The sequence below is a fragment of the Burkholderia lata genome, assembly GCF_902499025.1.
GTDB classification, from domain to species: Bacteria; Pseudomonadota; Gammaproteobacteria; order Burkholderiales; family Burkholderiaceae; genus Burkholderia; species Burkholderia lata_C.
This window is the reverse complement of the sequence record NZ_CABVPW010000005.1, coordinates 61,658-83,116: the sequence shown is the minus strand read 5'-3', so window position 1 is coordinate 83,116 and position 21,459 is coordinate 61,658. Positions and strand designations below refer to the sequence as shown.

22 protein-coding genes and 1 pseudogene are annotated in these 21,459 nt (G+C 65.5%); 11 read left to right on the top strand and 12 right to left on the bottom strand.

All coding sequences use genetic code 11. The features are described 5' to 3' along the window. Positions 1-11: 11 nt before the first annotated feature. Positions 12-1,340: a homoserine dehydrogenase gene (locus BDI24065_RS06705; protein WP_122945582.1), complete on the bottom strand. Its 1,329-nt coding sequence runs from the start codon at positions 1,338-1,340 to the stop codon at positions 12-14. 53 nt (positions 1,341-1,393) lie between these two features. After that, the gene (locus tag BDI24065_RS06700) at positions 1,394-2,632 is read right to left on the bottom strand and encodes a pyridoxal phosphate-dependent aminotransferase (RefSeq protein WP_046545879.1); all 1,239 of its coding nucleotides are present in this window, start codon (positions 2,630-2,632) and stop codon (positions 1,394-1,396) included. A gap of 315 nt (positions 2,633-2,947) precedes the next feature. On the opposite strand from BDI24065_RS06700, the gene BDI24065_RS06695 reads away from it, so the two are divergent. The 9 genes from BDI24065_RS06695 to BDI24065_RS06655 all read left to right on the top strand — a co-directional run bounded on the left by BDI24065_RS06695 (position 2,948) and on the right by BDI24065_RS06655 (position 11,295). Beyond that, entirely contained in the window at positions 2,948-3,322 is a 375-nt protein-coding gene (locus BDI24065_RS06695; protein WP_175030550.1) for an Mth938-like domain-containing protein, read from the top strand. A 124-nt stretch (positions 3,323-3,446) separates the two neighbouring features. Beyond that, on the top strand, positions 3,447-5,123 hold the full coding sequence (locus BDI24065_RS06690; protein WP_175030549.1) for a glycosyltransferase family 39 protein: 1,677 nt from the start codon (positions 3,447-3,449) through the stop codon (positions 5,121-5,123). Between the two features lie 13 nt (positions 5,124-5,136). Further along, positions 5,137-5,508 (top strand): EamA family transporter, encoded by a 372-nt coding sequence (locus BDI24065_RS06685; protein ID WP_011352303.1) that lies wholly within the window; start codon positions 5,137-5,139, stop codon positions 5,506-5,508. Between the two features lie 130 nt (positions 5,509-5,638). Continuing rightward, positions 5,639-6,790: a DegT/DnrJ/EryC1/StrS family aminotransferase gene (locus BDI24065_RS06680; protein ID WP_175030548.1), complete on the top strand. Its 1,152-nt coding sequence runs from the start codon at positions 5,639-5,641 to the stop codon at positions 6,788-6,790. A 6-nt stretch (positions 6,791-6,796) separates the two neighbouring features. Then, positions 6,797-7,819: a glycosyltransferase gene (locus BDI24065_RS06675; protein ID WP_175030547.1), complete on the top strand. Its 1,023-nt coding sequence runs from the start codon at positions 6,797-6,799 to the stop codon at positions 7,817-7,819. Continuing rightward, the gene (locus BDI24065_RS06670; protein WP_175030546.1) at positions 7,816-8,763 is read left to right on the top strand and encodes a formyltransferase; all 948 of its coding nucleotides are present in this window, start codon (positions 7,816-7,818) and stop codon (positions 8,761-8,763) included. Before BDI24065_RS06675 ends, BDI24065_RS06670 begins: the two co-directional genes overlap by 4 nt. Next, positions 8,760-9,815 (top strand): bifunctional UDP-4-keto-pentose/UDP-xylose synthase, encoded by a 1,056-nt coding sequence (locus BDI24065_RS06665; RefSeq protein WP_059233974.1) that lies wholly within the window; start codon positions 8,760-8,762, stop codon positions 9,813-9,815. The genes BDI24065_RS06670 and BDI24065_RS06665 overlap by 4 nt, the downstream gene beginning before the upstream one ends. A gap of 13 nt (positions 9,816-9,828) precedes the next feature. Continuing rightward, positions 9,829-10,725 (top strand): polysaccharide deacetylase family protein, encoded by an 897-nt coding sequence (locus BDI24065_RS06660; RefSeq protein WP_089425589.1) that lies wholly within the window; start codon positions 9,829-9,831, stop codon positions 10,723-10,725. A gap of 108 nt (positions 10,726-10,833) precedes the next feature. Next, a complete protein-coding gene (locus BDI24065_RS06655; RefSeq protein WP_006756046.1) occupies positions 10,834-11,295 on the top strand; it encodes a peroxiredoxin in 462 nt (153 codons plus the stop codon). A gap of 192 nt (positions 11,296-11,487) precedes the next feature. On the opposite strand, the pseudogene BDI24065_RS41485 reads toward BDI24065_RS06655, so the two are convergent. Then, a pseudogene (locus BDI24065_RS41485) lies at positions 11,488-11,732 on the bottom strand (hypothetical protein); the annotation flags it as partial. Here BDI24065_RS41485 and BDI24065_RS06650 point away from each other — a divergent pair. Both BDI24065_RS06650 and BDI24065_RS06645 read left to right on the top strand, forming a co-directional pair. Then, a complete protein-coding gene (locus BDI24065_RS06650) occupies positions 11,628-13,430 on the top strand; it encodes a PhoH family protein (RefSeq protein WP_175030545.1) in 1,803 nt (600 codons plus the stop codon). The pseudogene BDI24065_RS41485 and the gene BDI24065_RS06650 sit on opposite strands and share 105 nt — an antisense overlap. 241 nt (positions 13,431-13,671) lie before the next feature. Further along, a complete protein-coding gene (locus BDI24065_RS06645) occupies positions 13,672-14,766 on the top strand; it encodes a C40 family peptidase (RefSeq protein ID WP_175030544.1) in 1,095 nt (364 codons plus the stop codon). A gap of 133 nt (positions 14,767-14,899) precedes the next feature. Here BDI24065_RS06645 and BDI24065_RS06640 read toward each other — a convergent pair whose 3' ends face one another. From BDI24065_RS06640 to BDI24065_RS06600, 9 genes are all read right to left on the bottom strand, one after another. Beyond that, positions 14,900-15,910 carry an inorganic phosphate transporter gene (locus tag BDI24065_RS06640; protein WP_011352311.1) on the bottom strand — a complete coding sequence of 337 codons (1,011 nt, stop codon included), beginning with the start codon at positions 15,908-15,910 and terminating at the stop codon, positions 14,900-14,902. Between the two features lie 10 nt (positions 15,911-15,920). Continuing rightward, entirely contained in the window at positions 15,921-16,547 is a 627-nt protein-coding gene (locus BDI24065_RS06635) for a DUF47 domain-containing protein (RefSeq protein WP_174941145.1), read from the bottom strand. 139 nt (positions 16,548-16,686) lie between these two features. After that, positions 16,687-18,069, bottom strand: coding sequence for a replicative DNA helicase (locus BDI24065_RS06630; protein ID WP_011352313.1), 1,383 nt, complete (start codon positions 18,067-18,069; stop codon positions 16,687-16,689). Positions 18,070-18,208: 139 nt separating this feature from the next. Beyond that, on the bottom strand, positions 18,209-18,661 hold the full coding sequence (gene rplI / locus BDI24065_RS06625) for a 50S ribosomal protein L9 (RefSeq protein WP_174967463.1): 453 nt from the start codon (positions 18,659-18,661) through the stop codon (positions 18,209-18,211). Positions 18,662-18,688: 27 nt separating this feature from the next. After that, positions 18,689-18,964, bottom strand: a complete 276-nt coding sequence (rpsR, locus tag BDI24065_RS06620) for a 30S ribosomal protein S18 (RefSeq protein ID WP_128848718.1) — start codon at positions 18,962-18,964, stop codon at positions 18,689-18,691. 4 nt (positions 18,965-18,968) lie between these two features. Then, a complete protein-coding gene (gene priB / locus BDI24065_RS06615; protein ID WP_011657069.1) occupies positions 18,969-19,268 on the bottom strand; it encodes a primosomal replication protein N in 300 nt (99 codons plus the stop codon). A 40-nt stretch (positions 19,269-19,308) separates the two neighbouring features. Then, positions 19,309-19,683: a 30S ribosomal protein S6 gene (rpsF, locus tag BDI24065_RS06610; RefSeq protein WP_174914751.1), complete on the bottom strand. Its 375-nt coding sequence runs from the start codon at positions 19,681-19,683 to the stop codon at positions 19,309-19,311. A 241-nt stretch (positions 19,684-19,924) separates the two neighbouring features. Further along, positions 19,925-20,815: an anti-sigma factor family protein gene (locus BDI24065_RS06605; protein WP_175030543.1), complete on the bottom strand. Its 891-nt coding sequence runs from the start codon at positions 20,813-20,815 to the stop codon at positions 19,925-19,927. After that, positions 20,805-21,446 (bottom strand): RNA polymerase sigma factor, encoded by a 642-nt coding sequence (locus tag BDI24065_RS06600; protein WP_175030542.1) that lies wholly within the window; start codon positions 21,444-21,446, stop codon positions 20,805-20,807. Before BDI24065_RS06600 ends, BDI24065_RS06605 begins: the two co-directional genes overlap by 11 nt. Between the last annotated feature and the right edge of the window lie 13 nt (positions 21,447-21,459).

Here is a 21,459-nt window from a genome sequence, read left to right as displayed (position 1 = left end):
TCGTCCTCAGCTCAGTTCAGCGCTTCCATGCGCAGCTTCGTCACCTTCGATACCACCGTCGCGAGGCTCTCGATCTGCGCGATCGCCGCATTCACGTTCTTCTCGACCGTGACGTGCGTGATCAGGATGATGTCGGTTTCGCCGTTCGCGTCGTCGACCTGCTCCGATTCCTTCTGCAGCAGCGCGTCGATCGAGATGCCCGATGCGGCGAGGATGCGCGTGATGTCGGCCAGCACGCCGGTTTGATCGGCAACGCGCAGGCGCAGGTAATAGCCGCTCGTCACTTCCTCGATCGGCAGGATCGGCGTGTTCGACAGGCTGTCGGGCTGGAACGCGAGATGCGGCACGCGATGCTCGGGGTCCGCCGTGTGCAGGCGCGTGACGTCGACGAGATCCGCGACCACGGCCGATGCGGTCGGCTCCGCGCCCGCGCCCTTGCCGTAGTACAGCGTCGTGCCGACCGCGTCGCCGTGCACGACGACCGCGTTCATCGCACCTTCGACGTTCGCGAGCAGGCGCTTCTCCGGGATCAGCGTCGGGTGCACGCGCAGCTCGATGCCGTTTTCGGCGCGGCGCGTGATGCCGAGCAGCTTGATCCGGTAGCCGAGCTCTTCCGCGTAGCGGATGTCGGTCGCGTCGAGCTTGCTGATGCCCTCGACGTACGCGCGGTCGAACTGCACCGGCACGCCGAACGCGATCGCGCTCATGATCGTCGCCTTGTGCGCGGCGTCGACGCCTTCGATGTCGAAGGTCGGATCGGCTTCCGCGTAGCCGAGCTCCTGCGCGGCCTTCAGCGCGGTCGCGAAGTCGAGCCCGCGATCGCGCATTTCCGACAGGATGTAGTTGGTCGTGCCGTTGATGATGCCCGCGATGTACTGGATGCGGTTCGCGGTCAGGCCTTCGCGCAGCGCCTTGATGATCGGGATGCCGCCGGCGACGGCCGCCTCGAACGCGACCATCACGCCCTTCGCGCGCGCAGCCTCGAAGATCTCGGTGCCATGCACCGCGAGCAGCGCCTTGTTGGCGGTCACGACGTGCTTGCCGTTCGCGATCGCGCGCAGCACGAGCTCGCGCGCGACACCCGTGCCGCCGATCATCTCGGCGATGATCGAGATCGACGGATCATCGACGACTGCGTTGAAATCGTCGGTGATCTGCGCGGCGCCGGCGTCGCCGCCGAGCGCAGCCAGCGCCTTGGCCGGGTTGCGCACCGCAATGCGCGTCACCTCGATGCCGCGCCCCGCGCGTCGCTTGATTTCTTCCTGGTTGCGGCCCAGCACCGTGAAGGTGCCGCTGCCCACCGTGCCGAAGCCCAACAGGCCAACTTTGATCGGTTCCATGCTGCGTGTGATCGAATGAGTGAGAAGTAGTAAGTTCCGTATGGCCGTGCCGCTCAGGCCGAATGGCGCTTGCGGTAGCCGTCGAGGAAGCGTGCGATCCGGTTGATCGAATCGGTCAGGTCGTCGAGGTTCGGCAGGAAGACCACGCGGAAGTGATCCGGCGTCGTCCAGTTGAAGCCCGTGCCCTGTACGAGCAAGACGCGCTCCTCGAGCAGCAGGTCGAGAATGAACTGCTGGTCGTTCTGGATCGGATAAAGCTTCGGGTCGAGGCGCGGGAACATGTACAGCGCGGCCTGCGGTTTCACGCAGGTCACGCCCGGGATCGACGTGAGCATGTCGTACGCGAGCTCGCGCTGCTTGTACAGGCGCCCGCTCGGTACGATCAGCTCGTTGATGCTCTGGTAGCCGCCGAGCGCCGTCTGGATCGCGAACTGCCCGGGCACGTTCGCGCACAGGCGCATCGACGACAGGATGCCGAGCCCCTCGAGATAATCCTTCGCGTGCCGGCGGTTGTCGCCGCCGAGGCCCGACACGGCCATCCAGCCCGCACGGTAGCCGCACGAGCGATAGCTCTTCGACAGGCTGTTGAACGTGACGGTGATCACGTCCTCCGACAGCGAGCCCAGCGCCGTGTGCTCGAGGCCGTCGTAGACGATCTTGTCGTACACCTCGTCGGCGAACACGATCAGCCCGTGCTGGCGCGCGATCTCGAGCAGCTCGAGCAGCAATTCGTCCGAATAAAGCGCGCCCGTCGGGTTGTTCGGGTTGATCACGACGATCGCCTTCGTGTTCGGCGTGATCTTGCGGCGGATGTCGTCGAGATCGGGCATCCACGCGTTCTGCTCGTCGCAGATGTAATGTACCGGCGTGCCGCCCGACAGGCTGACCGCCGCCGTCCACAGCGGGTAGTCGGGCGCGGGAAGCAGCACTTCGTCGCCGTCGTTCAGCAGCGCCTGGGTCGCCATCACGATCAGCTCGGACGCGCCGTTGCCGATGTAGATGTCGTCGAGGCCGACGCCCACGACGCCCTTTTCCTGCGTGTAGTGCATCACGGCCTTGCGCGCCGAGAACACGCCCTTCGAATCCGAATAGCCGGACGATGTCGGCAGGTTGCGGATCATGTCCTGGATGATCTCGTCCGGCGCGTCGAAACCGAACGGCGCAAGGTTGCCGATGTTCAGCTTGATGATGCGGTGGCCTTCTTCCTCGAGGCGCTTCGCGTGCTCGAGCACCGGGCCACGGATGTCGTAGCAGACGTTGAGCAGCTTGTTCGACTTCTGAATCGGTTTCACGACGACACGGTTCCTGGGTTGGCCTTGCGGCCGGGGGGACGGGATCAAAACTGGAAAGCGGCCGGTCTGTGCGCGCTGTCTAGACTGGAAAAAAGCGGGCGGTCGGGCGCGGCTTGTGGCGACGCGCGACGCAAGTGGCGCCCGGGGGCGACCAAAAAGTTATAATTTAGCGGATTTTGGCCGACTTTCGCAATGCACCATAGCCGCGCGGGCCCACGCCGTCAGGCGTCCCGCGTGCCCGGGCGAGCGAAAACCGGCCATCCGGGCCCCTGTGGCCCTGCGACACATTCCCCTACGGAACCGCGGAATACCGATTTGAAACTGCACCAGGACGCGAGCGGCGCGCTCAACACCGTCACCGGCTACGGCCCCGATTATGTCGACGTCAATCTCGAACGCCATGAAACGAGCGTGATCGTGCTGCCCGGCGCGCCGGTCCAGGCATGGCCCGTGTCGTCGTTCGAGGCGCTCGCGCCCGAGCATTTCGCGATGCTGCTCGACCCGACGCCCGAACTCGTGATCTTCGGCAGCGGCGCGCGGCTGCGCTTCCCGCACCCGCGGCTCGTCGCGGCGCTCACGGCGAAGCGGATCGGCGTCGAGACGATGGATTTCCAGGCCGCCTGCCGCACCTACAACATCCTGATGGCCGAAGGCCGCAAAGTCGCCGCCGCGCTCTTAATTGAACGTTAATCCCCGATGCGGTAAAACTCGGGCCGGCGCAGCGGGTCGATCCCCCGGATCGGCCCGGCCAGGCCGCCCGCCCCCGGCGCAACCCGCCGGCGGCCCGTCACAATAACCAACAGGCTGAAAATCCATGAACGATACGCCGTCGAGGCTACCGCTCAATCGCATCACGCTCGTCCTCCTGGTCATCGCGCTCGCGATCGTCTGGTTCGCGCCGCTCGGGCTGCGCCACCTGATCCCGAGCGACGAAGGCCGCTATGCGGAAATGGCGCGCGAGATGTTCGTCACCGGCGACTGGATCACGCCGCGCTACAACGGCTACAAGTACTTCGAGAAGCCGCCGCTGCAGACCTGGCTGAATGCGCTCACGTTCGCGTGGTTCGGCATCGGCGAATGGCAGGCGCGCCTCTACACGGCCGTCGCGAGCTTCGCCGGCATCCTGCTGGTCGGCTACACCGGCGCGCGCCTGTTCAACCCGCTGTCGGGCTTCCTCGCCGCCGTCGTGCTCGCGTCGTCGCCGTACTGGAACCTGATGGGCCACTTCAACGCGCTCGACATGGGGCTCGCGTTCTGGATGTCGCTGTCGCTGTGCTCGCTGCTGCTCGCGCAGCGGCCCGGGCTGCGCCCGGCCGCGGCACGCGGCTGGATGTGGGCGTGCTGGGCCGCAATGGCGTTCGCGGTGCTGTCGAAGGGCCTCGTCGGCCTGATCCTGCCCGGCGCCGTGCTCGTGCTCTACACGCTGGTCGCGCGCGACTGGGCGCTGTGGAAGCGCCTTTACCTGGTGAGCGGCCTCGTGATCTTCTTCGCGATCGTCACGCCGTGGTTCGTGCTCGTCCAGCAGCGCAACCCCGAGTTCTTCAACTTCTTCTTCATCGTCCAGCAGTTCCGCCGGTACCTGACCCCGGAACAGAACCGCCCGGGCCCGCTCTACTACTTCGTGCCCGTGCTGCTGGTCGGCTTCCTGCCGTGGCTGTCGGTCGCGTGGCAGAGCATCCGCCATGCGCTGCGGATGCCGCGCCAGCCGAACGGCTTCTCGCCGATGCTCGTGCTGCTGATCTGGAGCGCATTCATCTTCCTGTTCTTCAGCGCGTCGCATTCGAAGCTGATCTCGTACGTGCTGCCGGTCGCGCCGGCGCTCGCGCTGATCATCGGCGCGTACCTGCCGCTGATGAGCGCCGACCGGTTCCGCCGCCACCTGCTCGGCTACCTCGTGTTCGTCGTCGTCGCGGCGTTCGGGATCATCTTCCTCGCGTACCTGGGCGATGCCCGCACGCCGAACGCGCAGTACCGCGCGTTCCAGATGTGGCTGTACGCAGGCCTCGCGGTCGCAGGCGCGCTGACGCTCGCGGCCGCCTGGCTGAACCGCCGTGCGGGCGTGGCGGCCGCGCTCGCCGCGTTCGGCGCCGCCTGGCTCGCGTTCGGCACGATCGGCGGCACCGGGCACGACGAGTTCGGCCGCTACAGCTCGGGCGCGCTGCTCGCGCCGGCCGTGCGCGCCGAACTGGCGAAGCTGCCGCCCGACACGCCGTTCTACTCGGTCGAAATGCTCGATCACACGTTCCCGTTCTATATGGGCCACACGACGATCATGGTCCAGCGCCAGGACGAGCTTGCGTTCGGGATCTCGATGGAGCCGAACAAGTGGGTTCCGACGGTCGACGAGTGGATCACGCGCTGGAAGCAGGAAACCCATGCGCTCGCGATCATGTCGCCCGGCCAGTACGACACCCTGGTCAAGCAAGGCGTGCCGATGCGCGTGATTGCGCGCGACAACCGCCGCGTGATCGTCGAGAAACCGCAATCGTAAGGATCCCTGCCGCATGAATCCCGTTTCGTTCGTCTGCATCATCACCGGCGTGATGCTCAACGCCTGTGCGCAACTTCTGCTGAAAGCCGGCGTCAACGCCGTTGGGCACTTCGAATTCAGCCGTGCGAACATCATCCCGGTCGGCCTGAAGATCGCGACCCAATTGCCGATCATCGGCGGCCTCGGCTGCTACGTACTGAGCGTCGTGGTCTGGATCGTCGGGCTGTCGCGGGTCGACGTATCGATCGCGTACCCGATGCTGTCGCTCGGCTACGTCGTCAACGCGTTCGCGGCCTGGTACCTGTTCGGCGAAGTGCTGTCGGTCCAGCGGCTCGTCGGCATCGGCATCATCCTGATCGGCGTGCTGGTGCTCGCGCGAAGCTGAGCACTCCCCGCCGCGTTAAGCGTCCGCCTACAAAAAATCACGGTGCGATTCCGCCAACCGGTGTTTAATGCCGGTTTCGGCCGGGATCGCCCGACCCTTTTATTACACGCCATTACAGGCCAACGCGTACATGAGCCAGACTACCGCTCCGTTTCTGCCGTTCACCCGCCCCGAGATCGATGAGGAAACCATCCAGGGCGTCGTCGAAGTGCTGCGCTCGGGCTGGATCACCACCGGCCCGCAGAGCCAGAAATTCGAAGCGGCGCTGTCCGAGTACTGCGGCGGCCGTCCGGTCCGCGCGTTCAATTCTGGCACCTGCACGCTCGAGATCGGCCTGCGCATCGCGGGCGTCGGTGCCGGCGACGAGGTAATCACGACGCCGGCATCGTGGGTCTCGACCAGCAACGTGATCATCGAGACGGGCGCGACGCCCGTGTTCGCCGACATCGATCCCGTCACGCGCAACATCGACCTCGACAAGCTCGAGCAGGCGATCACGCCGCGCACGAAGGCGATCATCCCCGTGTTCCTGTCCGGCCTGCCGGTCGACATGGACCGCCTGTACGCGATCGCGCGCGCGCACAAGCTGCGCGTGATCGAGGATGCGGCGCAGGCGTTCGGCTCGACGTGGAACGGCAAGCGCATCGGCGCGATCGGCGACATCGTGTCGTTCAGCTTCCACGCGAACAAGAACCTGACGACGATCGAAGGCGGCGCACTCGTGCTGAACAACGAGGAAGAAGCGACGCTCGCGCAGAAGTACCGGCTGCAGGGCATCACGCGCACGGGCTTCGACGGGATGGATTGCGACGTGCTCGGCGGCAAGTACAACCTGACCGACGTCGCCGCGCGCGTCGGCCTCGGCCAGCTGCCGCACCTCGAACGCTTCACCACGCAGCGCCGCGCGCTCGCGCGTGCGTATTTCGCCGCGTTCGACGGCGGCGCGGCCGTGAAGCTCGGCGTCGGCCTGCCGGTTGCCGACTTCGAGAACAGCAACTGGCACATGTTCCTGATCACGCTGCCGCTCGAGCGGCTGACGATCACGCGCGCCGAGTTCATGGCGCAATTGAAGAAACGCGGCATCGGCACGGGCATCCACTACCCGGCGATCCATCTTTTCACGCTGTACCGCGCGCGCGGCTTCAAGGAGGGCATGTTCCCCCACGCCGAACGGTACGGCGCGTCGACCGTCACGCTGCCGCTCTTCACGCAGATGACGGAAGGCGACGTGCGTCGCGTGGTCGACGCCATCAACCAGATTTGCGAACAATACGGAAAATAAGCGTACATGAGTCACCTTGAAGCACGCGCCGGGCATCCGGTCGCCGGGCAGCCGGAAGTATCGATCATCATCCCCGTGTACAACGAGGAAGACGGCCTCGCCGCGCTGTTCGCGCGGCTGTATCCGGCGCTCGACGCACTCGACACGTCATACGAAGTGATCCTGATCAACGACGGCAGCCGCGACCGCTCGGCCGCGATGCTCGCCGATCAGTTCCACGTACGGCCCGACACGACGCGCATCGTGCTGCTCAACGGCAACTATGGCCAGCACATGGCGATCCTCGCCGGCTTCGCGCAATCGCGCGGCGAGATCGTCATCACGCTCGACGCCGACCTGCAGAACCCGCCCGAGGAAATCGGCAAGCTGATCGCGAAGATGCGCGAGGGCTACGACTACGTCGGCTCGATCCGCAAGCAGCGCCAGGACAGCCTGTGGCGGCGCAAGGCGTCGCAGATGATGAACCGTCTGCGCGAGCGCATCACGCGCATCAAGATGACCGACCAGGGCTGCATGCTGCGCGCGTACAGCCGCCGCATCATCGACACGATCAACGTGTGCGGCGAAGTCAACACGTTCATCCCCGCACTCGCGTATACGTTCGCGCAGAAGCCGACCGAGATCGAGGTCGCGCACGAGGAGCGCTTCGCCGGCGAGTCGAAATACTCGCTGTACAGCCTGATCCGGCTGAATTTCGACCTCGTGACGGGCTTCTCGGTCGTGCCGCTGCAGTGGCTGTCGTTCATCGGCGTGATCCTGTCGCTCGGCTCCGCCGCGCTGTTCGTGCTGCTGCTCGTGCGCCGCTTCATCGTCGGCGCGGAAGTGCAAGGCGTGTTCACGCTGTTCGCGATCACGTTCTTCCTGCTCGGCGTGATCATCTTCGCGCTCGGCCTGCTCGGCGAATACGTCGGCCGCATCTACCAGCAGGTGCGCGCACGGCCGCGCTACCTGATCCAGGCCGTGCTCGAGCAGCACGACGGCGTGCCGGCGGTGCCGGCCGGCGCGAACCGCACGGGTACCGCGCAATGAAGCCGCGCGCAGTCGTCTTCGCGTATCACAACGTCGGCGTGCGGTGCCTGCAGGTGCTGCTCGCGCGCGGTGTCGACGTCGCGCTCGTCGTCACGCACGAGGACAACCCGAACGAGAACATCTGGTTCGGCAGCGTCGCGTCCGTCGCGGCCGAGCACGGCATCCCGGTGCTCATGCCGGCCGATCCCGCCGATCCGGCGCTGCGCCGCGCGGTATCCGACGCGCAGCCGGACTTCATCTTCTCGTTCTACTACCGGCACATGCTGCCGGTGGACCTGCTCGCGATCGCGCCGAAGGGTGCGTACAACATGCACGGTTCGCTGCTGCCGAAATACCGGGGTCGGGTACCGACCAACTGGGCGGTGCTGAACGGCGAAACCGAAACCGGCGCGACGCTGCACGAGATGGCCGCGAAGCCCGACGCGGGCGCGATCATCGGCCAGACCGCGGTGCCGATCCTGCCGGACGACACGGCCACGCAGGTGTTCGACAAGGTCACGGTGGCCGCCGAGCAGACGCTCTGGCGCGTGCTGCCCGCGTTGCTTGCCGGCGAGGCGCCGCACCTGCCGAACGATCTCTCGACCGGCAGCTACTACGGCGGGCGCAAGCCCGAGGACGGCCGCATCGACTGGTCGAAGCCGGCCGCGCAGGTCTACAACCTGGTGCGCGCGGTCGCGCCCCCGTATCCGGGCGCGTTCACGGATGTCGACGGCGCGCGTTTCGTGATCGCGCGCGCGCGCCTCGCGGCGCCCGGCAGCGCGGCTGCGGCCGCCGCGGCAGATTTGCCGCCCGGCCTGCACGTAAGCGATAATGCGCTATTCGGCGTCTGCGGCGACAGCCGCGCCCTATCCATTCTCGAGCTGTGGCAGCAGCGCGACGGTAGCGAAACCGTCGTGACGCCCGCGGAATTCGCGCAGTTCATTCATTCTTCCCGTCATTCATGAAAGCAAAAAAAGTCCTGATCCTGGGTGTGAACGGCTTCATCGGCCATCACCTGTCGAAGCGCATTCTTGAAACCACCGATTGGGAAGTGTTCGGCATGGACATGCAGACCGATCGGCTTGGCGACCTCGTCAACCACGAGCGGATGCATTTCTTCGAAGGCGACATCACGATCAACAAGGAGTGGGTCGAGTATCACGTGAAGAAGTGCGACGTGATCCTGCCGCTCGTCGCGATCGCGACGCCCGCCACCTACGTCCAGCAGCCGCTGCGCGTGTTCGAACTCGACTTCGAGGCGAACCTGCCGATCGTGCGTTCGGCCGTCAAGTACGGCAAGCACCTCGTGTTCCCGTCGACCTCCGAGGTCTACGGCATGTGCTCGGACGAGCAGTTCGACCCGGATGCATCGGCCCTCACCTACGGCCCGATCAACAAGCCGCGCTGGATCTACGCGTGCTCGAAGCAACTGATGGACCGCGTGATCTGGGGCTACGGGATGGAAGGCCTGAACTTCACGCTGTTCCGCCCGTTCAACTGGATCGGCCCGGGCCTCGACTCGATCTACACGCCGAAGGAAGGCAGCTCGCGCGTGGTCACGCAGTTCCTCGGCCACATCGTGCGCGGCGAGAACATCAGCCTCGTCGACGGCGGCTCGCAGAAGCGCGCGTTCACCGACATCGGCGACGGCATCAGCGCGCTGATGAAGATCATCGAGAACAAGGACGGCGTCGCGTCGGGCAAGATCTACAACATCGGGAATCCGAAGAACAACTTCTCGGTTCGCGAACTCGCGCACAAGATGCTCGAACTCGCGGCGGAATACCCCGAGTACGCCGATTCGGCCAAGCAGGTGAAGCTCGTCGAAACGACGTCCGGCGCCTACTACGGCAACGGCTACCAGGACGTGCAGAACCGCGTGCCGAAGATCGACAACACGATGCAGGAGCTCGGCTGGGCGCCGCAAGCGACGTTCGACGACGCGCTGCGCAACATCTTCGAAGCGTATCGCGGCCACGTCGCCGACGCGCGCGCGCTCGTCGAACAGCAAGGCTGATCGGGACGTTCGCTTGGCTCGCATCGTCCTCAAGATCGACGTCGACACGCTGCGCGGCACGCGCGAAGGCGTGCCGAACCTCGCGCGCATCTTCGACCGCTTCAATGCGCGCGCGACCTTCCTCTTCAGCCTCGGGCCCGATCACACGGGCTGGGCGCTGCGGCGCGTGTTCCGCCCCGGCTTCCTGAAGAAGGTGTCGCGCACGTCGGTGGTCGAACACTACGGCGTGAAGCAGCTGATGTACGGCGTGCTGCTGCCGGGCCCCGACATCGGCCGCCGTGCAATCGCCGACATGCGCGCGATTCACGAGGCCGGCTTCGAATGCGGGATCCACACGTGGGATCACGTGTACTGGCAGGACAACGTCCGCGCACGCGATCGCGACTGGACCGCGCGTGAAATGCAGAAGAGTCACGCGCGCTTCATCGAGGTCTTCGGCGCGCCGCCCGTCACGCACGGCGCGGCCGGCTGGCAGATGAACGATTCCGCATTCGAGCAGATCGACGCATGGGGGATGCGCTACGCATCCGACGGCCGCGGCCATTCGCCGTACCTGCCCGTCGTCAACGGCCGCACGCTGTCGCACGTGCAGATGCCCACCACGTTGCCGACGCTCGACGAAGTGCTCGGCATCGACGGCGTCGACACGCACAACGTCGCCGCGCACATCCTCAAGTTCACCGAAACCAATCCGCACGACCAGGTGTTCACGCTGCACGCGGAACTGGAAGGCCAGAAGCTCGCGCCCGTGTTCGAGCAACTGCTCGCCGGCTGGCGCGCGCAAGGCCACACGTTTGCGACGATGGGCGACTACCACGCGACGCTGGACCGCGACTCGCTGCCATCGTACCCTGTCACGTGGGGCGAAATCCCCGGCCGCTCCGGCGAACTGATCGTCCAGCCCGACTGAGTTCGCACGAGCCGGCGTCGCCCGCTCCGCCGTTGCGGCGCGCTGCCGCGACGCCCTTGCGAACCGCGCCGCCGCAGCGGCGCCTTTCCATAACAACAGGAGAAACACGTGTCCGTCGAAGTTGACCGTCAAGTTCCCGATTTCACCGCACCGGCCACGGGCGGCGACATTTCGCTGTCCGACCTGAAGGGCAAGAAACTCGTGCTGTACTTCTATCCGAAGGACAACACACCGGGCTGCACGACCGAAGGGCTGCAGTTCCGCGATCTCTATCCGAAGTTCAAGAAAGCCGGTGCGGAAGTCATCGGCGTGTCGCGCGACAGCCTGCGCTCGCATGACAATTTCAAGGCAAAGCTGGAACTGCCGTTCCCGCTGATTTCCGATGCCGACGAAGCGCTGTGCGCGCTGTTCGATGTCATCAAGATGAAGAAAATGTATGGCAAGGAAGTGCGCGGAATCGAGCGCTCCACGTTCCTGATCGACGCTGACGGCGTGCTTCGCCAGGCATGGCGCGGCATCAAGGTTCCGGGTCACGTGGACGACGTGCTAAGTGCTGTACAAGCGCTTTGAGGCGCGTTATATTGGGCCGCAATGAATGCCAGTTCGCCCCATATTTCTCGTAGCTGCGCCGGTGCTCGTTGCGATGCTTGCCGGCACCTGACGCGCATTACGACGGTATCAGCCGAGCCGCATGCCTCTATCGACGAGGCAGCGGCTTTTTTTATGGATTGCGCGCCGGCCCTCGGTCCGGCCCTCACCGCGTCAAGGAGCTGATCGACACTTAGGCGAACCGGCTAGACGAACTTCCTGTGCGCCACCGCGCGCAAACTGCATGCGTCTACGTCACGCAGGATGCGATCAGCGGCGCACGCCATGCGACACGATTCCTCCCGAGGGACACCATGCCTTTGCCTACCCCCCCCAGCAAGCTCGGCAGCCTGCTGCCGCCCGACGAATACAAGGCGAAAGCGCGGCCCGCGAAAGCCGCGAAGAAATCCGCCGAAGGGGACGCATCCACAGCCGGTGACTTTGGTCCGGCGAGCGTGGCCCAACCGATGACCGAAGCCGCGAACACGGCCGCGCCGCTGCGCGCCGTCGCGTCTTCGACGCAAGATGCCGCAAGCACACCCGCACGTGGCCGCAAGACGAAACAGACGGCTGCACTGCTGCAGCCGATGCCGGCGCCCGCCGAACCCGCGGCACCGGTCGTTGCGCGCAACGAGAAGCCGGCTGCCGACAAACCAGCCGCCGCGCCCGCGCGCGATACCGGCGCCGCGACGAAATCGCGCAGCCGCAAGCCCGCCGAAACCGAACAGCAGAAACTGTTCGTGCTCGACACCAACGTGCTGATGCACGACCCGAGCAGCCTCTTCCGCTTCGAGGAACACGACGTCTATCTGCCGATGATGACGCTCGAGGAACTCGACAACCACAAGAAGGGGATGTCCGAAGTCGCGCGCAACGCACGCCAGGTCAGCCGCACGCTCGACGCGCTCGTCGCCGATGCCGGCGCGATCACGGCCGGCATCCCGCTGTCGCGACTCGGCAGCCGCGAAGCGCTCGGCCGGCTGTACTTCCAGACGAAGCTCGCGGATATCGCGCCCGTCGAAGGCTTGCCCGAAGGCAAGGCCGACAACCAGATCCTCGGTGTCGTGCGCGCGCTGCAGCGCGACCGGCCCGACCGCCAGGTCGTGCTGGTGTCGAAAGACATCAACATGCGGATCAAGGCGCACGCGCTCGGCCTGCCCGCGGAAGACTACTTCAACGACCAGGTGCTCGAGGATTCGGATCTCCTGTACAACGGCGTGCGCGAACTGCCGCAGGACTTCTGGACCAAGCATGCGAAGGGCATGGAGAGCTGGCAGGACACGAAGACGGGTACCACGTACTACCGCGTGACCGGCCCGCTCGTCGCGTCGATGCTCGTCAACGAGTTCGTCTATCTCGAGCCGCAGAACGGCGAGCCGACGTTCCATGCGATCGTCCGCGAACTGAACGGCAAGACGGCGCTGCTGCAGACGCTGCGCGACTACAGCCACCACAAGAACAACGTGTGGGGCATCACCGCGCGTAACCGCGAGCAGAATTTCGCGCTGAACCTGCTGATGAACCCCGAGATCGACTTCGTCACGCTGCTCGGCCAGGCCGGCACCGGCAAGACGCTCGTCGCGCTCGCGGCCGGCCTTGCGCAGGTGCTCGACGACAAGCGCTACAACGAGATCATCGTGACGCGCGCGACCGTGCCCGTCGGCGAGGACATCGGTTTCCTGCCGGGCACCGAGGAAGAGAAGATGCAGCCGTGGATGGGTGCATTCGACGACAACCTCGAAGTGCTGCAGAAGACCGACGACGCTGCCGGCGAGTGGGGCCGTGCCGCAACGCAGGAACTGATCCGTTCGCGCCTGAAGGTGAAGAGCATGAACTTCATGCGCGGCCGTACGTTCGTCGACAAGTACCTGATCATCGACGAGGCGCAGAACCTGACGCCGAAGCAGATGAAGACGCTCGTCACGCGCGCGGGCCCGGGCACGAAGATCGTGTGCCTCGGCAACATCGCGCAGATCGACACGCCTTACCTGACCGAAGGCAGTTCGGGTCTCACGTACGTCGTCGATCGCTTCAAGGGCTGGGGCCACAGCGGCCACGTGACGCTCGCGCGCGGCGAACGCTCGCGGCTTGCCGACTACGCGTCGGACATCCTGTAACCCTGCGTTGCGCCGGCCCGTCGGCCGGCATCGAACGCCTCACGGCGCTCCGTTTCCGGAGCGCCGTTTTTATTTTGGGGTCGGAAACGTTGGTAACGCTTCGTCACGCAACAAGCACATTTACGCGCGAAACTTCAAGTAAATTCTCAAGAATGGTTGCCTAAGCCCCGCCGGAGCGTCTACCATCGGATCTGTCTGTTGTCATACGATTCGCGAGCGCGCCGCGCTCGCCCGCCTTGCCATGCTTCGAACCTGGGTTCCCGTTGCTGTCGTTTCACTGCTTGCGGCCTGCTCCAGCGTGCCGCCGCAGTCGGCATCGCGCCCCGCCTCGGGCATGAAGATCACGACGCCGCGCGCGTTCCCCGCCCCCGCCAATTTCCCGAAGTTCGTCGACCACAGCGTCGGCCAGGAAGAAATCTCGATCCAGGCGATGAGCCTCGTCGGTGTCCCGTATCGCTGGGGCGGCAACACGCCGACGAGCGGCTTCGACTGCAGCGGGCTCGTGCGCTACGTGATCGGCCGTGCGGCCGATGTGAACCTGCCGCGCACCACCGCCGACATGAGCGGCCGCGGCGTGTCGGTCGACCCCGACCAGATCGCGCCGGGCGACCTGATCTTCTTCAATACGACCGGACGGCCGCATTCGCACGTCGGCATCTATGTCGGCAAGCTGCGCTTCGTCAACGCCCCGTCGACGGGCGGCACCGTGCGGCTCGACTACCTGACGAACCCGTACTGGGCCAAGCGTTTCGACGGCATTCGCCGCGTCGCGCCGCCGCGCGGGGCGCCTACGCCGTTCGATGCGCCGACCTACGAGGCGAAGCGTGACGAGCCACGCAGTGCCCCCGTCGTTGCACCCGCCCCGGTGGTCGTGACGGCCACTGCGTCGCGACAGCCGGCCTATGCGCCGCCGCAAGCTGCCGCGACGCAGGCACCTGCACCCGTCATGCCGGCCGCACAGGTCGTATCGACCGCGACAGTTGCCCCCGCCGCCACGTCGGCCGACCCGTATGAACCGCCGCCACCGCGCATGCAGGCGGCTCAGCGGCAAGCAACGTCGGTCAACGACGGCACGGGCGCCGCCGCCGTAACGGCGAATGCCGCGCCGGCCGGCCCCGCCGAGTCCGGCACACAGATTCCGACGACGGCGCTGACCGCCGCCCAGGCCGCCGCGTTCGATGCGGAGCCGCCGCCGGCCACCGCGGCTGCGTCACCGCGCAGTATCGAGCCCGCCCCCGTGCAGGTATTGCGTGCGTCGACGCAATCCGCCCCAATCAGCCCGCGCACCGCCACCGCAGACGATCCGATTGCCCGGTTCGCGAACGGAAGTTACTGATCCGTTTCGCCCTCGCCTGCCGCCACCCGCGACCGCAGCCGCCATTCGCCGCACGTTCCCGCACCCCAAAAGAAAATGCGCCGCAGCCTTTCGGCTTGCGGCGCATTTCATGTCCGTTCGACAGTGTCGGCGATCAGAAGATCTGATGGCCCAGCCACCACCCACCGGCCGCGAACAGTGCGGCCGCGGGCAGCGTCAGCACCCACGCCCACACGATGTTGCCGGCCACGCCCCAGCGCACGGCCGACAGCTTCTGCGTCGCGCCGACGCCGACGATCGCACCGGTGATCGTGTGCGTGGTCGACACCGGAATACCGAGGAACGACGCGAGGAACAGCGTCATCGCACCGCCGGTTTCCGCACAGAAGCCACCGACCGGCTTGAGCTTCGTGATCTTCTGGCCCATCGTGCGCACGATGCGCCAGCCGCCGAACAGCGTGCCGAGGCCCATCGACAGGTAGCACGCGCCGATCACCCACGCCGGCGGCGCATCGGCGGTCGCCGACGCATAGCCCGACGCGATCAGCAGCATCCAGATGATGCCGATCGTCTTCTGCGCGTCGTTGCCGCCGTGGCCGAGGCTGTACAGCCCGGCCGACAGCAATTGCAGCCGGCGGAAGCGCCGGTCGACCTTGCTGGGCGCGGTGCGGAAATACAGCCACGACACGCCGAGCATGAACAGCGAGCCGAGGATGAACCCGAGCAGCGGCGAGATGAAGATGAACGCGATGGTCTTCAGCAGCCCGTCGATGTTCAGCGAGCTCCAGCCCGACTTGGCGAGCGCCGCGCCGACCAGGCCGCCGATCAGTGCGTGCGACGAGCTCGACGGGATCCCGTAGTACCACGTGATCACGTTCCAGCCGATCGCACCGACCAGCGCACCGAACACGACGTAGTGGTCGACGATCTCGGGATCGATCGTGCCTTTACCGACGGTCTGTGCGACCTTCAGGTGGAAGATGAAATACGCGATGACGTTGAACGCCGCCGCGAACACGACGGCTTGCTGGGGCTTCAGCACCCCGGTCGACACAACGGTGGCGATCGAGTTCGCCGCGTCGTGAAAGCCGTTCATGAAGTCGAATACGAGCGCGACGAGCACCAGCGTCGCGACCATCCATAGGGCGAGTTGTATCGAATGCATCGTGGTCCGCTCAGGCGTTTTCCAGCACGATGCCTTCGATGATGTTCGCGACGTCCTCGCACTTGTCGGTGATCTCTTCGAGCAGCTCGTAGATCGCCTTCAGCTTGATGAGCGTCTTCACGTCGTCTTCCTCGCGGAACAGCTTCGACATCGCCGCGCGCAGCACGCGATCGGCCTCCGACTCCCAGCGATCGATCTCTTCACATGCCTTGAGGATCTGCGCCGACTGCTTCATGTCGGACAGCATGGCGACTGCCTGCTGAACGTGCTGGGCCGACTGCGTGACGATGTGCGCGAGCTGGCTCGCCTCGGACGTGACGGCACGGACGTCGTACAGCGACACGGCCGTTGCGACGTCTTCCATCAGGTCGAGGATGTCGTCCATCGTCGTGATCAGCTTGTGGATCTCGTCGCGATCGAGCGGCGTGATGAAAGTCTTGTGCAGCAAATCGATCGCTTCGTGCGTGAGCTTGTCAGCGGCCTTCTCGGCGGTCTGCACGTTTTGCTTGTGAATCTCGGCGTCGGCGAGATTGTCGATCAGCAGTTCGAGCTCGCGGCCACCGGAAACGATGTACTTCGCGTGCGCATTGAAGAGTTCAAAGAACTTGCCCTCGGTGGGCATGAATCGACCGAACATGGGATTCCTGAGAGATTGTCAAACTACTGTCACGAAAACGGGCGACATTGTACCGTTTTCGGTCGCGCCGCGACGCGCGCACATGCGCGCGCCGGGATTGGATACAACGTTTGGCGATTTAGGGCTTTACAAACCGGCGTTACTCGCCGTAGAACGTCTGCGCCCCTGCAAAGTTGTCGAACTTCGTGTATTGCCCCAGGAACGTGAGCCGAACGGGGCCGATCGGACCGTTACGCTGCTTGCCGATGATGATTTCGGCCGTGCCCTTGTCGGGGCTGTCCGGGTTGTAGACTTCGTCACGGTAGATGAACAGGATCACGTCCGCGTCCTGTTCGATTGCGCCCGATTCACGCAAATCCGACATCACCGGGCGCTTGTTCGGACGCTGTTCGAGGCCGCGGTTCAGCTGCGACAGCGCGATCACCGGCACGTCGAGTTCCTTCGCGAGGCTCTTCAGCGATCGCGATATTTCCGAGATTTCGGTGGCGCGGTTCTCGCCCTGCGACGAACCCGACATCAGCTGCAGGTAGTCGACGATGATCAGGCCGAGCTTGCCGCATTGCCGCGCAAGACGCCGTGCGCGCGAGCGCAATTCCATCGGGTTCAGGCCGCCCGTTTCGTCGATGAAGAGCTGTGCCTCGCTCATCTTCTGCACGGCGTGCGTCAGTTTCGGCCAATCCTCGTCCGTCAGGCGGCCCGTCCGCATCCGGTGCTGGTCGAGCCGGCCGATCGAGCCGAGCATACGCATCACGAGCTGGGTGCCCGGCATTTCCATCGAGAACACCGCGACCGGCAGCCCGTACTCGACCGCGACGTATTCGCCGATGTTCATCGAGAACGCGGTCTTACCCATCGACGGACGCCCTGCGACGATGATCAGTTCGCCGCCGTGCATCCCGGACGTCATCCGGTCGAGGTCGACGAAGCCCGTCGGCGTACCTGTGACATCGCTCGGGTTTGCCGTGTGGTACAGCGTATCGATGCGCTCGACGACCTGCGTGAGCAGCGGACCGATCTCGAGGAAACCCTGGTTGCCGCGCGCGCCGTCTTCGGCGATCGAGAACACCTTCGACTCGGCCTCGTCGAGCAGCTGGCGGACTTCCTTGCCCTGCGGGTTGAACGCATCGGCCGAGATTTCGTCGGCGACCGACACGAGCCGGCGCAACACCGCACGGTCGCGCACGATTTCCGCATAGCGGCGGATGTTCGCCGCGCTCGGCGTGTTCTGCGCAAGGGCGTTCAGGTAGGCGAGCCCACCGACGTCGTCGGCCTTGCCGGACGTGGTCAGCGCTTCGTACACGGTCACGACGTCGGCCGGGCGCGTCGACGCGATCAGGCGGCCGATGTGCTCGTAGATGATCCGGTGGTCGTAGCGGTAGAAATCGCCCTGCGACAGGAAGTCGGCAATCCGGTCCCAGGCCGCGTTGTCGAGCAACAGGCCGCCGAGCACGGATTGTTCGGCTTCGACCGAGTGCGGCGGGACTTTCAGCGATTCGATTTGAGGATCTTGCGGCGCGTTCATGGGTTGGGATTATCGCGAATAACCTACGACGACGCCAGAGAGAGCCCCGGCGATGCGGCAATAAAAAAGGCAGGCCCCGGTTGCCCGGGCGCCTGCCCTTGTCCGGACGGCGGAAGCCGCCCGGAAAGCTTGCGTACGCTTACGCGTGGTCGCCGATCACGTTGATCGTGACGTCGACGACGACGTCCGTATGCAGCGCGACCTGGACGCTGTGCTCGCCGATCATCTTCAGCGGGCCTTCCGGCATGCGAACTTGCAGCTTCTCGACTTCGAAACCTGCCTTCTTCAGCAGTTCCGCGACGTCGCCGTTCGTGACCGAGCCGAACAGACGGCCGTCAACGCCCGACTTCTGCGTGATTTCGAACGACAGGCCGTTCAGCTTCTCGCCGACTGCCTGCGATGCCGCCAGCTTTTCAGCGGCGATCTTTTCGAGTTCGGCGCGGCGAACTTCGAATTCGGCGATCGCTTCCTTCGTTGCACGGCGAGCCTTGCGGTTCGGGATCAGGAAGTTGCGAGCGTAACCGTCCTTGACCTTGACGATGTCGCCGAGGTTACCCAGATTGGCGACTTTTTCCAACAGAATGATTTGCATTCGAATTCTCCTTATTGCGTCGCCTGATTACGCCTTGTGCTGATCGGTGTACGGCAGCAGCGCGAGGAAACGCGCACGCTTGATTGCCGTATCCAGCTGACGCTGATAGTGCGACTTCGTACCCGTCAGGCGAGCCGGCGTGATCTTGCCGTTTTCGCCGATGAAGTCCTTCAGCGTATCCGTGTCCTTGTAGTCGATCTGATCGACGCCTGCGGCCGTGAAACGGCAGAACTTCTTGCGCTTGAAGAGCGGGTTTTGTTGCTGACGACGCTTGTCGAATTTCTTACCAGTCGGGCGGGGCATGATTTCAGTCCTTTCCAATGTCCTGCAATGCTGTGATGTGAAACACCAAGGTTCTCGCGTTGCGGCTTTTCTTTGCCAGGAAGCCCGTGAACAGCGTTTCGACGCCCATTTCACGACTCTCCAGCCTGCCGCTCGCCTCACCGGCCGCCACCGCCTCGATCGTCATTTCGACCTGACGGGGAATGCCTGCTTCGACGACTTCCGTGCGGTGATGCAATGTGGCGCTTGCGATCGGAACACCTGCCGGCGTATATCGCACCGGTGCGCGTTCGACGACGCTTGCCGTCAATTGCAACCTGTTCACGTGAGTGACGCGCTCCTTGATGGCTTAATGAATGACGAACTTAAGCCTGCGCTTCGGTCGGCTGAGCTGCAGCCGCCTTCTTGGCTTCTTCGCGCTGAACTTCCTTCATCATCGGCGACGGGCCGGTTTCGGCCTTCTTCATCTTGACGATGAGGTGACGCAGCACGGCGTCGTTGAACTTGAACGCGTGTTCGAGTTCGTCGAGCGTCGTCTGGTCGCACTCGATGTTCATGCAGACGTAGTGAGCCTTCGCGAGTTTCTCGATCATGTAGGCCAGTTGGCGACGGCCCCAGTCTTCGACGCGGTGGATCTGACCGCCGTGCGACGCGATCGTGGTCTTGTAACGCTCGATCATCGCGGGCACTTGCTCGCTTTGATCGGGGTGCACGATGAATACGATTTCGTAATGACGCATTACACACTCCTTGTGGATTAAAGCCACCCGGGCGTCTGAACCGGTGTGGCAAGTGAGAAGCCGAAGATTCTAACCCGGATACGGGGCGCATGCAAGGCCAATCGACAATTCGCGCGCTGATTCGGCCATGTTTTCAAAGACTTGAACGGGCGCGCCCGGCAAGCGGGCCGCCCTTCGGCCCTTTTCCCGGTCAGGGTCGGAACCGAGGCGCGCGGCGGGTCTGCAGCCCGCCGCTGTGCCGTCACTCGGTGCGCGTGCCGCCGAGCCGCGCATCGAGCGCCGTCCTGAACGCCGCGAGCGCCGACGGCTCGGCGTCGGTCACGGCCCACCACGTCATCCCGGCCGCGTCCCAGCGATCGAGCGCATAGCCCTGCGACACCGTCGCGTACGGCGTGCCCGGCCCTTCCCCGGCCGGCCGCACGTAGACGTCGATCACGTGCTGCCGGTAACGGTAGACGAGCACCGCGACGCGGCGCCGCCCGACGTAGTCGAGCCGGCCGCCGACCAGCGCGAAACCGTTCGCCGCGAGATCCTCGACCGGCGGCGCATAGTCGAGCCGGCCGTTGAACCACGGCTTGACCGTGTGCCGGTCGGTCGAGATCACGTCGATGTCGCGCGCCGACAGGTCGGCCCGCACGTGGCTCGACACGAGTTCGTCGACCGTGCGGTCGGTGTCGGCGTGGCGCGCCGACAACGTCATACCGCCCGCCGCGGCAAGCGCCACCAGCAGCGCGACGCCCCAGCCGAGGCCGGGCAGCGCGGCAACCCGCGGCCCCGCGCCGGCCGACGCCGGGCGTGCCGCCCCGCCTTGATCCGTCAGCCACGAGAACCAGCGACGGCCACGCGGACGCGGCTGCGATCGCGGTTCGGGTTGCGGCTCCGCCCGCGCCTGCTCGCGCGCGGGCGCTTCGGCCGCCGCCGGCAGGCTCGCGAGGATGCTGGCCCGCAACGCATCCGGCGCACGGTGATAGTCGGCCTGGCGCACGGCCTGCACCAGCGTGACGATCCGCGCGCGTTCACGGCGGCACGCTTCGCACCCTTCGACATGCTGCTGGACCCGCAACGCATCGGGCGCCGACAGCTCGCGGTCGACGTCCGCGTCCAGCAACGCTCGCGCTTCGTTACAGTCCATCGATAGCCTCCGATGCGGTTCCGCCGGCCGGCGTGCGGCCCGGCCTGCCTGCGGCCGCCGGTGCCGGCGCGCCGCCCAGCAGCGCGGCAAGCTTGCGCCGGCCGCGTGCGAGCCGCGACATCACGGTGCCGACCGGCACGTCCGCGATCGCCGCGATCTCGCGATAGCTCAGGTCCTCCATCTCGCGCAGCACGAGCACCTCGCGGTATTCGGGCGGCAGCTTCGCGAGCGCTTCGTTCACGAGCCGCACGTTCTCGCCGCGCAGCAGGTGCGCGAGCGGATCGTCGGTCGCCGGTTGCCAGTCGTCGGGAACGTCGGTGTCGTCGAGCGTGTCGGGCAGCGCGACCTCGTGCGCATGCGTGCGGCGCCGCCACTCGGTGTACCAGGTGTGGCGGACGATCGTCAGCAGCCACGGCCGCGCGTTGTCGCCGCGACACGAATCGACGAAGCGCAGCGCGCGCATGCACGCGTCCTGGACGACGTCGTCCGCATCGCCGGCGCTGCCGCTCAGCCAGCGCGCGAGGTTGTACGCGGCGTCGAGATGCGGCAGCACGAGCGCGCGAAACCGCTCGCCGCGCGCAACCGCGTCGTCCGCCGACCGCTCATCGACCGCCTGTCCGGCTTGCCCCACATCGCCCCCCTGG

Coding starts and splice junctions, on each gene's coding strand:
- BDI24065_RS06705 (WP_122945582.1), bottom strand. CDS start 1,340: ATGGAACCGATCAAAGTTGGCCTGTTGGGCTTCGGCACGGTGGGCAGC.
- BDI24065_RS06690 (WP_175030549.1), top strand. CDS start 3,447: ATGAACGATACGCCGTCGAGGCTACCGCTCAATCGCATCACGCTCGTC.
- BDI24065_RS06685 (WP_011352303.1), top strand. CDS start 5,137: ATGAATCCCGTTTCGTTCGTCTGCATCATCACCGGCGTGATGCTCAAC.
- BDI24065_RS06680 (WP_175030548.1), top strand. CDS start 5,639: ATGAGCCAGACTACCGCTCCGTTTCTGCCGTTCACCCGCCCCGAGATC.
- BDI24065_RS06675 (WP_175030547.1), top strand. CDS start 6,797: ATGAGTCACCTTGAAGCACGCGCCGGGCATCCGGTCGCCGGGCAGCCG.
- BDI24065_RS06670 (WP_175030546.1), top strand. CDS start 7,816: ATGAAGCCGCGCGCAGTCGTCTTCGCGTATCACAACGTCGGCGTGCGG.
- BDI24065_RS06665 (WP_059233974.1), top strand. CDS start 8,760: ATGAAAGCAAAAAAAGTCCTGATCCTGGGTGTGAACGGCTTCATCGGC.
- BDI24065_RS06650 (WP_175030545.1), top strand. CDS start 11,628: ATGCCTTTGCCTACCCCCCCCAGCAAGCTCGGCAGCCTGCTGCCGCCC.
- BDI24065_RS06645 (WP_175030544.1), top strand. CDS start 13,672: ATGCTTCGAACCTGGGTTCCCGTTGCTGTCGTTTCACTGCTTGCGGCC.
- BDI24065_RS06640 (WP_011352311.1), bottom strand. CDS start 15,910: ATGCATTCGATACAACTCGCCCTATGGATGGTCGCGACGCTGGTGCTC.
- BDI24065_RS06635 (WP_174941145.1), bottom strand. CDS start 16,547: ATGTTCGGTCGATTCATGCCCACCGAGGGCAAGTTCTTTGAACTCTTC.
- BDI24065_RS06630 (WP_011352313.1), bottom strand. CDS start 18,069: ATGAACGCGCCGCAAGATCCTCAAATCGAATCGCTGAAAGTCCCGCCG.
- rplI (WP_174967463.1), bottom strand. CDS start 18,661: ATGCAAATCATTCTGTTGGAAAAAGTCGCCAATCTGGGTAACCTCGGC.
- rpsR (WP_128848718.1), bottom strand. CDS start 18,964: ATGCCCCGCCCGACTGGTAAGAAATTCGACAAGCGTCGTCAGCAACAA.
- rpsF (WP_174914751.1), bottom strand. CDS start 19,683: ATGCGTCATTACGAAATCGTATTCATCGTGCACCCCGATCAAAGCGAG.
- BDI24065_RS06605 (WP_175030543.1), bottom strand. CDS start 20,815: ATGGACTGTAACGAAGCGCGAGCGTTGCTGGACGCGGACGTCGACCGC.